The organism is Ruminococcus sp. AF17-12 (assembly GCF_003479245.1).
In the GTDB taxonomy this organism is placed as follows: Bacteria; Bacillota; Clostridia; order Lachnospirales; family Lachnospiraceae; genus Blautia_A; species Blautia_A fusiformis.
Genome location: NZ_QUGY01000003.1, coordinates 129,281 through 138,935, shown reverse-complemented (window position 1 = coordinate 138,935; position 9,655 = coordinate 129,281). Strand labels below are relative to the sequence as shown.

At 45.8% G+C, this 9,655-nt stretch carries 8 protein-coding genes; 6 read left to right on the top strand and 2 right to left on the bottom strand.

Annotation, left to right across the window (positions count from 1 at the left end; translation table 11 throughout):
* Positions 1-281: 281 nt before the first annotated feature.
* Complete coding sequence (locus DWW77_RS04310; protein WP_015526030.1) at positions 282-1,073, top strand: ParA family protein; 792 nt, start codon at positions 282-284, stop codon at positions 1,071-1,073.
* Positions 1,060-1,503, top strand: coding sequence for a hypothetical protein (locus tag DWW77_RS17930; protein WP_021650455.1), 444 nt, complete (start codon positions 1,060-1,062; stop codon positions 1,501-1,503). Before DWW77_RS04310 ends, DWW77_RS17930 begins: the two co-directional genes overlap by 14 nt.
* A 148-nt stretch (positions 1,504-1,651) precedes the next feature.
* On the opposite strand, the gene DWW77_RS04300 is transcribed toward DWW77_RS17930, so the two are convergent.
* The gene (locus tag DWW77_RS04300) at positions 1,652-3,373 is read right to left on the bottom strand and encodes an ABC transporter ATP-binding protein (protein WP_118608107.1); all 1,722 of its coding nucleotides are present in this window, start codon (positions 3,371-3,373) and stop codon (positions 1,652-1,654) included.
* 437 nt (positions 3,374-3,810) lie between these two features.
* Here DWW77_RS04300 and DWW77_RS04295 point away from each other — a divergent pair, with 437 nt between their 5' ends.
* Entirely contained in the window at positions 3,811-6,063 is a 2,253-nt protein-coding gene (locus tag DWW77_RS04295; protein ID WP_118608106.1) for a PTS sugar transporter subunit IIABC, read from the top strand.
* 161 nt (positions 6,064-6,224) lie between these two features.
* Positions 6,225-7,130, top strand: coding sequence for a PRD domain-containing protein (locus DWW77_RS04290; protein WP_502696222.1), 906 nt, complete (start codon positions 6,225-6,227; stop codon positions 7,128-7,130).
* 28 nt (positions 7,131-7,158) lie between these two features.
* On the opposite strand, the gene DWW77_RS04285 is transcribed toward DWW77_RS04290, so the two are convergent.
* Complete coding sequence (locus tag DWW77_RS04285; protein ID WP_092070206.1) at positions 7,159-8,037, bottom strand: LysR family transcriptional regulator; 879 nt, start codon at positions 8,035-8,037, stop codon at positions 7,159-7,161.
* A gap of 124 nt (positions 8,038-8,161) precedes the next feature.
* Between DWW77_RS04285 and DWW77_RS04280 the strand changes: the two genes are divergently transcribed.
* Together DWW77_RS04280 and DWW77_RS04275 are read left to right on the top strand one after the other, a co-directional pair.
* Complete coding sequence (locus tag DWW77_RS04280; RefSeq protein WP_330605164.1) at positions 8,162-8,851, top strand: YoaK family protein; 690 nt, start codon at positions 8,162-8,164, stop codon at positions 8,849-8,851.
* A 15-nt stretch (positions 8,852-8,866) separates the two neighbouring features.
* Positions 8,867-9,622: a DUF4866 domain-containing protein gene (locus DWW77_RS04275; RefSeq protein ID WP_173739789.1), complete on the top strand. Its 756-nt coding sequence runs from the start codon at positions 8,867-8,869 to the stop codon at positions 9,620-9,622.
* Positions 9,623-9,655 lie beyond the last annotated feature (33 nt).

Sequence of the window (9,655 nt, the reverse complement as noted above, 5' to 3'; positions counted from 1 at the left end):
AGGTTGTTAAAGGTATGGTTCTTCTGGCAGCGGTTATCTTCGATGTTGTCAGCAAGAGAAAATCTTTTATCGTAAAATAATAATAGTCAGCGAATCAGGACAGCAGGTTTTCGGAGTGATCCGGAACCTGCTGTTTTTGGGTGTATATACTGTTGTTTTATGTGAGGTTATTTTGTCGGTTTTCGTGGTTTTATGGGGGATGTGCTTGTTTTTAGGAGAACGTTATATTATAATAAGGGCAAGTGACAGAAAATACGAAATTATGTTGTCGGGAGGCTGTAATGGGAAATACAGTAACGATCTGTTTTGCAAATAATAAGGGCGGCAGCGGAAAGTCCACCAGCTGTTCCAATGTGGGAGCGGCACTGGCCGGCATGGGTAAGAAGGTACTGATGGTAGACGGTGATATGCAGCTGAATCTTTCCCTTTCTTTTTTTTCGGAGGAAGAAGTGCTTGAGATGGCAGCAGGGGAAAAGAATCTCTACTATGCTATCGGTCATCAGTCGGATCTCAGCGATTTTATCGTGCATACGAAGTATGAGAATCTGGATCTGGTTCCGTCGTCTACGCTGATGAGCTCCGTGGAATATGAGCTTTTTACAAAATGGCAGAGAGAGTTTATCCTGCGGAAATGTCTGCAGAAGGTTAAAGATTCCGGAGTGTACGATTACATTCTCATTGATGCACCGCCTACTCTTGGCGGCTGGGTGATGAATATTTTATGTGCATCCGATTATGTTCTTGTTCCGGTAGAGGCAAGTCCGTGGGGTATGTTTGGTCTTGCAAATATGTTTGATTTCCTCAATGAAGTCAGGGAGATCGCTCCGGATTTAAAGGTTTTGGGAATCGTAGTAACCAAGGCAGATGCCAGAAAGAATTATTTCAAACAGACTATGGAAACACTGAAAGAAATGGAAGGAATCTATCTTTTCGAATCTTTTATCCGTGTAGACAGCTCCATCGAATGGTCCCAGGACAGCAGTGAACCAGTTGTGGAGTTCAAAAAAAGCAGCCGCAGCGCAAAAGAGTACATAGCATTGGCAGAGGAGGTAATGAATCGTGTCAGTAGGTAAAGCAAGCATCGCAAGAGCAGTAAATGCAGAAAAAGCATCCAAAACAGAAACAAAAACAGAGGTAAAAGAGGCTGAGGTTAAAGCAGCAGAGAAGCCGTCAGAGGTAAAAGCTGAAACAGCTGAAAAAGCGGCAGAAAAAACTACAGCAAAGAAAACAGCAGCCAAAGCTCCTGCAAAGAAGACCACAGCAAAGAAAGCAGCCGCAACAAAAACAACAGCAAAGAAAACCACTACCAGAAAAACAACAGCACGTAAAACCGCAGCAAAGAAAACAGCTGCAGCAGAAACAACAGGAACTGTAGCCCAGAACGTGATCAGCGGAGGAAACGCCGACGAACTCCAGGCCAAATTCCTCACCCCAAAGAAAGATGAGCCGGACAACAACCAGCCAGTAGGAATTAAAGACGAGCTTCCGGTTTATCTGCTGTAATCTTTGATTGAATTTTTTGAAAAGATAGTAATTGACAAATAAAAAGACTGCTATATATCTATATCACTATTGATAAGGTATACAGCAGCCTTTTATTTTGCCCTATAAAAATCTCAGTGGGACAGCGAAGCGCCTCCCTCGTATCTTTCTACATATTGTAATATGCAGCATACAATCCATTCTTCTCAAGCAGTTCAGCATGAGTGCCTCTTTCGGCGATACCCTCCTCCGTGATCACAATGATCTCATCCGCATCACGGATCGTAGAAAGCCGGTGCGCGATCGTAATGGTAGTACGATTTTTTGAAAGTTCCTCCAGACTCTTCTGAATCCAACGTTCGCTTTCGTTATCCAGAGCGCTGGTGGCCTCATCCAGGATCAGGATCGGAGGATTCTTAAGGAATACACGTGCAATGGAGATCCGCTGCTTCTGTCCGCCGGAAAGGCGTGTGCCACGTTCTCCGACATAAGTGCCGTATTTATCCGGAAGCTCCATGATAAAGTCATGGATACTCGCACATTTGGCGGCTTTGATGATCTCTTCATCGGAAGCTCCGGGCTTTCCGTAGGCAATATTATCCTTGATGGTTCCATCAAAAAGATAGACATCCTGCTGTACCATACCGATCTGGCTTCGAAGGCTCTTAAGAGTCAGCCCGCGGATATCCTTTCCGTCTACAGTAATGGAACCGCCGGTCACATCATAAAATCTGGGCAGGAGAGAGCAGATCGTGGTTTTTCCGCTTCCGGAAGGTCCCACCAGGGCAATGGATTTTCCAGCCGGGATATCAATAGAGATATCGGAAAGCACAGGAGTTTCATCATCGCTGTAATGAAAAGAAACATGGTCGTAACGCACATGTCCTTTCACGTCCGTAAGCTCCGCAGCGTTGTCTGCATCCTGGATCTCGGATTCTGTTTCCATCACATCCAGGAAACGGCGGAAACCGGAAAGACCCTTCTGCATCATTTCCACAAGTTCCACCAGGATCTGAATGGGGCTGATAAAGATTCCGATATACAGGGCATACATGGCAAGATCTGCAGTCTGCATTTCACCCTGAGCGATCAGATAACCGCCGTAAACAAGAGTTACCAGGTACATCATGCCCTGGAAGAAAAGATTGGAACTCATGAAGCTTCCCATGCAGTGATAATTATCTCTTTTGGAAACAAGGAACGCTTCATTGCTTTTCTTAAATTTGGCACGTTCGATGTCCTCGTTTGCGAAGGACTGCACCACGCGGATTCCGGAAAGCGTATCCTGAAGACTGGCATTTACATCTCCGATCTTACGACGGTTTTCCATGAAGGTTTCCTGCATTTTTGCATTCTGGCGGAAGGAAAACACAAACATTACGATCACCAGGAGGATCAGCGGCAGTGCAAGCTTCTTGTTGATAAAGACCAAGAAGATAAAAGCACCGACGATCTTTACCAGAGAGATAAAAAGATTCTCAGGACCATGATGTGCAAACTCGGAAATGTCAAAAAGGTCACTGACCAGCTTGCTCATCATCTGACCGGAATTATTCCTACTGTAATAGGAAAAAGACAGCTCCTGGTAATGGTCAAAAAGCTCCCGGCGCATATCACGTTCCATCTTTGCACCCATCATATGTCCCTGATAGGTTACATAATATTTGCAGAGACTCTGCACAATGTACATAACAAAAAGAGAAGCTGCAATCACAGGGAGGGCATGAAGAATAATATCCTTATCCTGTGTAAAGAGAGTTTTTGTCATAGTACGAAGAATCTGGGGATAAGCAAGATCTACCAGACTGATAACGGCTGCACAGATCAGGTCAATAAAAAAGACCGTTTTGTACGGGCCGTAGTAGTGGATGAATTTCTTGATGGTATTCATCGGAAAAGTACCTCCGTTTTTATGAAATGTATAGTGTTGTCTGGGCAAAAAACATTGCTGCTTGACATTCTATGTTCATCTTATCATAAGTAAGAATAAAGTCAAGATAAGTGAATTTCCAGTCTGTTTCGTTTCTGCATACTTTCTGAGAATAGAAGCTATATGGCTGCTGTTCACAGGTAATATTCCGCGAGGGATTGCTGGCAACGGAGCGGATAGTGATATGAGGAGATATCTTTTTGGGAAAAAATCAAATTACTCCTTGACACAGAAGAACAAAACCCGTATAGTGTATTTCAGATTTGGTGTGTAACTGATAAGCAGGCATTAACCAGTCATAAATGTTATTATTTGACGTTTATGGGGGTTGGTGTCTTTTTTTGTTGCCCACTTAAAAGACTCCCGCTCCAAAACGTCGAAAGAAAAGGAGAGAAAACATGAAAGACAAGATTTTCGGAGTTTTGCAGCGAGTGGGACGTTCCTTTATGCTTCCCATAGCAATCCTTCCTGTGGCAGGCCTGCTTCTTGGATTCGGCAGTTCCTTCACAAATGAAACAACCATTGCAACCTACGGACTTCAGAAGATTCTGGGAGACGGAACAATTTTACATGCACTCCTGATCATTATGAACAAAGTCGGAAGCGCGGTATTTGATAACCTGCCGCTGATCTTTGCAGTAGGTGTGGCCATCGGTATGGCAAAAAAAGAGAAAGAGGTAGCAGCTCTTTCTGCACTGATCGCTTACTTCGTTATGAATGTAGCCATCAATGGTATGCTGGTAGTAAATGGTAAGATCACAGCAGACGGACAGATCGCAAAAAGCGTTCTGGAAGGTACTGTAACCTCTGTCTGCGGCATCCAGTCCTTACAGATGGGGGTGTTTGGCGGTATCATCGTCGGCCTTGGTGTTGCAGCTTTGCACAACCGTTTTCATAAGATCGTGCTTCCAAACGCACTTTCCTTCTTCGGCGGTTCCAGATTTGTGCCCATCATTTCCACCATTGTATATATGTTTGTGGGAATCCTGATGTATTTCGTATGGCCGGCAGTTCAGAACGGTATTTATGCTCTGGGCGGTCTTGTAACAGGCAGCGGCTATATTGGAACTCTGATCTTTGGTATTATCAAACGTGCGCTGATCCCCTTCGGACTTCATCACGTATTTTATATGCCATTCTGGCAGACTGCCGTTGGCGGAACTATGGAGGTTGCAGGCCAGATGGTACAGGGTGGACAGAACATCTTTTTCGCCCAGCTTGCGGATTCCGCAAATGTAGCACATTTCAGCGCAGATGCAACAAGATATTTTTCCGGAGAGTTCATTTTCATGATCTTCGGCCTTCCGGGAGCAGCTCTTGCCATGTATCGCTGTGCAAAGCCTGAGAAGAAAAAAGCAGCAGGTGGACTTCTTCTTTCCGCAGCTCTTGCATGTATGCTTACAGGAATCACAGAGCCACTGGAGTTCTCCTTCCTGTTTGTAGCCCCTGCACTGTTTGCAGTACAGGTTGTTCTTGCAGGTGCGGCTTATATGATTGCACATATGCTGAACATTGCGGTAGGACTTACGTTTTCAGGCGGTTTTCTTGATCTGTTCCTGTTCGGAATCCTTCAGGGAAATGAAAAGACAAGCTGGCTCAGAATTATCCCGGTTGGTATTATTTACTTTATTCTCTACTATGTGATCTTTACTTTCCTGATCAAAAAGTTTGACTTTAAGACTCCGGGACGTGAGGATGACGACACAGAAACAAAGCTTTATACAAAAGCAGATGTAAACGCAAGAAAAGAAGCCGGTAAATCCGGTGAAGCAGCAGGAAGCACATCCGCAGATCCGGTAAGCGAAGCCATCACAGCCGGCCTTGGCGGAAAGAAAAACATCAGTGATGTGGACTGCTGTGCAACAAGACTTCGTATCACTGTCCATGATGCTGCAAGAGTCAACGACGACATTCTGAAAACAACAGGATCCAGAGGAATCGTGAAAAAGGGCCAGGGCGTGCAGATCATCTACGGTCCGCAGGTAACTGTGATCAAATCCAAGCTGGAGGATTATCTGGAGACAGCGCCGAATGAATATTTTGAAGGTGCAAATGAGAAAGAAACAGACAATGCGGAAAATCAGGCTCAGTCTGATACAGAGCGTACAGCAGAAAGTACAGGTGAGGCTGCTCAGAACACAGCTCCGACATCCGAAGCCAACACGCAGCCGGAGAAAAAGATTCTCAGAACAGCGATTGTCTACAGCCCGGTAACCGGTATCGCCGCAGATCTTTCCACAGCGCCGGATGAAGGCTTTGCGGAAGGAATGATGGGAGAGGGTGCTGTAGTCACACCGAAGGACCCGGTGATCTGTGCTCCGGAAGATGGCGAGGTAGAGTTTATTTTTGACACAAAGCATGCCATCGGATTCCAGACAGATACAGATCTTCCTATGCTCCTCCATATCGGCATTGACACTGTAAAGCTGGAAGGAAAAGGCTTCGAGATCCTGGTAGAGCAGGGACAGCATGTAAAAAAAGGCGAGCCGTTGATGAAGATTGACATCCCGTATCTTACAGAAAACGCTCCGTCCTTATGTTCTCCGATCCTTTGCACAGAGATCGAGGATAATCAGAGAGTACGCCTTCTTGCCAATGGAGAGATCAAGGCAGGAGAGCCGCTGTTCGCAGTAGAGACTGTGGAAGAATAGGAAATTTTTCAGCAATAATATAGAGGATTGGTTTTGTGAAAAGCGCGCCTAATGCCCGGGCGCGCTTTTCCTGTGGCAAAGAAAATAACTGTCTATCAGAAGGGCTTTACACAAAAGAAAGATTCTGTTACGATAAAGAAAATCAACAGCTGCAGACAAAAATGTCGACTGAAAATCCGGGGCAGACAGTGGTGGAATGTGGAAAAGCAGCAGGATATATAAAAATGGTGGGGAAAAAGATGTACAGAGTGAGCAAGGTATTGAACAATAACGGCATCATTGCCATAAATATGGAAGAAAACCAGGAATATGTACTTCTGGGAAAAGGTGTGGGATTTGGAAAGAAGGTCAGCCAGCGTTTTGAGGCTCCGGCAGACTGTACCATTTACAGGCTGGCTCAGGAGACAGAACGTGGCTCAGCAAAAGAACTGGCAAAGAGCGTAGCACCGGAATTTCTGGAGATCGCAGATGAGATATTGAGAGAAGCTGAGAAGACCTTTGGGGATACCATAGACAGAAGGATCCTGTTTCCCCTTGCCGATCATATTTCCTTTGCAGTGGGACGTATCCGGAATCATGAGCAGATCAGCAATCCCCTGACTGAGGATATCAAGGTGCTTTTTTACAGCGAATTCAAGGTGGCGGAGGTATTGAAGAAGATCCTGAAGGAGCGGATGGATATTGAGATCGACGAGCATGAGGTGGGATATGTGGCACTTCATATTCACTCAGCACTTGGAGATGAAAAGGTGTCTATTGCCATGCAGACAGCAAGAACGGTACGGGAATGTATCGCCATGATCGAGATGGCCACAGGAAGAAAGATCGATGTGATCTCCCTGTCCTACAACCGTATGATGAACCATATCAAATATATGGTAGCCCGTGTCTCCACAGGGGAGACACTGAAGCTGGATATGAATGAATATATAGAAGAAAAATATCCGGAATCCTACAGGATCGCAGAGGATGTCTGCGAGAGCCTGGGCAAAAGCCTGGGTAAAGAGCTGGATCCTATTGAAATTGGTTATCTTGCCATGCATATTGAGCGGACAGTGGAACAATAAGCATAAATGGCTGATCAGTCTCAGAGATTTACACAATAAATTCAATGGCTTTTTTGACAGCAGTACTCATGGTAGTACTGCTGTTTGTGACTAAGCAGACTTCCCTCTGGGGGAGCGGCTCTTTAAGCTGAAGGGCAAAAATCTTCCCGTCATTGATCACTTCCCGGGCAAGGGGCTCGGGGTAAAAGCCGATTCCCAGATTGTGGACGATCATGGGAAGGACCTGGTCTGTAGTTGCTGCCTCGATGTCAGGATGAAAAGAAACACGGTTTTCCATAAAGTAATTCATATACATTTCTCTGGTGCTGGTCCCTTCCGCAAGACCTACAAAGGGCAGATCCTGAAGCTCATGGATGCTGATAGGGGCAGTGGTCAGATCCTTATATTTGCTTCCGCATACAAGGATCTCCCGGTAACGCAGGAGACTTTTTTTCTGTAAGGGCTTGCGGATGGAGATCGGAGTGGTGACAATAGCGAAATCCACCGCATAATTTTTCAGTGCCTGTACTGCCTGAGGAGTAGAATGGTTAAAGAGGCGCAGGCGAACATGGGGATATTGCTCGCGGAACAGCTCCAGCTTTTCCAGAAGGATCAGACGCAGGGCATTTTCGCTGGCGCCGATGGAAACCAGACCATGCTCCAGCTCTCCGTTCTGGCGGATTTCCTCCTCGCCGATGGACAGCTGCTCAAAAGCCAGGGCAACGTGTTCATAAAGCTGGCGGCCTTCCGGTGTAAGTGCGATTCCCTTGTTGGAGCGGAGAAAGAGCGTACATTTCAGCTCCTGCTCCAGGTTGTTCATACAGCGGGTGATATTTGGCTGGTTGTTGTGAAGAGCTCTTGCTGCCTTGGTAAAGCTCTTATACTGGGCTACATAATAAAAGATCCGGTAGTAGTCGTAAGTGATCATGTATTGTCTCCATCCTGTGATATGATTTTAATATGTTTACGATATTAATAATACTTTTTACATTTGCTTCTGAGCAAACTATAATACACCCGAGGAAAAAAATCAATGACAGGAGTGATTTAGAGTGGTTTCAGGAGGCAGAAAGCTGCAGAGCGCAGACCGGCAGATGTCAGAAGCTTTTATCACAAGTGTATTTCTGGCAATGTCCGGCGGATTTCAGGATGCCTACACATACTTTACAAGAGATGAGGTGTTTTCCAACGCCCAGACAGGCAACGTGGTTCTGATGAGCCAAAATTTTATGACAGGACAGTGGGGAGACGGTTTAAGGTATCTGTTTCCTGTTTTAGCCTTTGCCATTGGGGTTGTAGCGGCGGAGCGGATCCAGAGTACCTTTAAATATGCAAAAAAACTTCACTGGAGGCAGATGATCCTGCTGATCGAGATCCTGATCCTTTTTGTGGTGGGATTTATGCCGGGAGAATTGGATATGCTGGCAACCGTACTGGTATCCTTTTCCTGCGCCATGCAGGTACAGACCTTCCGGAAGGTGGGCGGTTATTCCTATGCAAGCACCATGTGCATCGGAAATTTACGAAGCGGCACGGCGGCGTTGTCCGTGTATTGTCGTGAAAAACGTCCGGAACAGCTGAAGCAGGCTCTTTATTATTTCGGAATAATTTTCTTTTTTGCCATTGGAGCCGGTGGCGGAGGAAATCTGTCCATGAGGCTGGGGATCCCGGCAATCTGGGTATCGGATGTTTTGCTTCTGATCAGCTTTATTCTGATGTTTTCCAGTAAACATAGAGATTAGAAAGGGTGAGGAATTGTGGAAAACAGCACATTATTCCCAAGAGAGGAAAAGGCGGAGCTTTTATTTGAAAAGATCCTGAAGGATCCGGAGGCGTGCAGACGGCTGACGGAGACCTTCTATGAATCCATGGATGCGGATACAGACATAGAATGCGGATATCTTCCTCCGGAAAAATTCGCCTATGCATTGCTGGACGCATATAAAAACCGTGATCTGACAGCTCTCCTTATGGCGATCTGCCAGAACAGTATGTTTGATCTTCTGCGAAATTCTTTTCTGGCACCGTTCAGGTTCAATGCAGATGGACAGGAGAATCCGGTGTTTCTCACAGATGAAAAAGGAAATTTTCTGCGGGAAAAGGGAATTCATGTAAGTGATAGGGATTACGACCGGTTCCGCAGGATATACAGGGAGAAGCAGGGCGTAAAGATGTATCTGGCGTATGGCTACCGGAAGCGCCATGCCTATGATGAAGATACCATGGAAGTAGAAGAGTACAAAATGGGCGAACATATCGGTGTGCTGCTGGTGTATGAGCTTCCGGACAGCGTAAGGGAAAAGGAAACGGAGGCACAGGCCTATGCGGCTGTATGGGATATCATGATGGCAATTCAGAAGAAGCTTCCAAGAGCCTTTGTATATTATGGGCAGGATTCTGTGGAGGATGGTGGAAAACGTTATGACGGACTGGGCGTTTTTCTCCCCATCCATAAATTTGCGGACCGCTTGGAAAAAATGATCGGGATCGCGGATGAGATCGTAATGAAATAGAATGTACAAAAAAGGACTGCTTTTGTATTGCTC

Excerpts from the sequence above, each read along its gene's own strand:
- DWW77_RS04295 (WP_118608106.1), top strand. The coding sequence starts at position 3,811 with ATGAAAGACAAGATTTTCGGAGTTTTGCAGCGAGTGGGACGTTCCTTT.
- DWW77_RS04290 (WP_502696222.1), top strand. The coding sequence starts at position 6,225 with ATGTCGACTGAAAATCCGGGGCAGACAGTGGTGGAATGTGGAAAAGCA.
- DWW77_RS04285 (WP_092070206.1), bottom strand. The coding sequence starts at position 8,037 with ATGATCACTTACGACTACTACCGGATCTTTTATTATGTAGCCCAGTAT.
- DWW77_RS04310 (WP_015526030.1), top strand. The coding sequence starts at position 282 with ATGGGAAATACAGTAACGATCTGTTTTGCAAATAATAAGGGCGGCAGC.
- DWW77_RS04300 (WP_118608107.1), bottom strand. The coding sequence starts at position 3,373 with ATGAATACCATCAAGAAATTCATCCACTACTACGGCCCGTACAAAACG.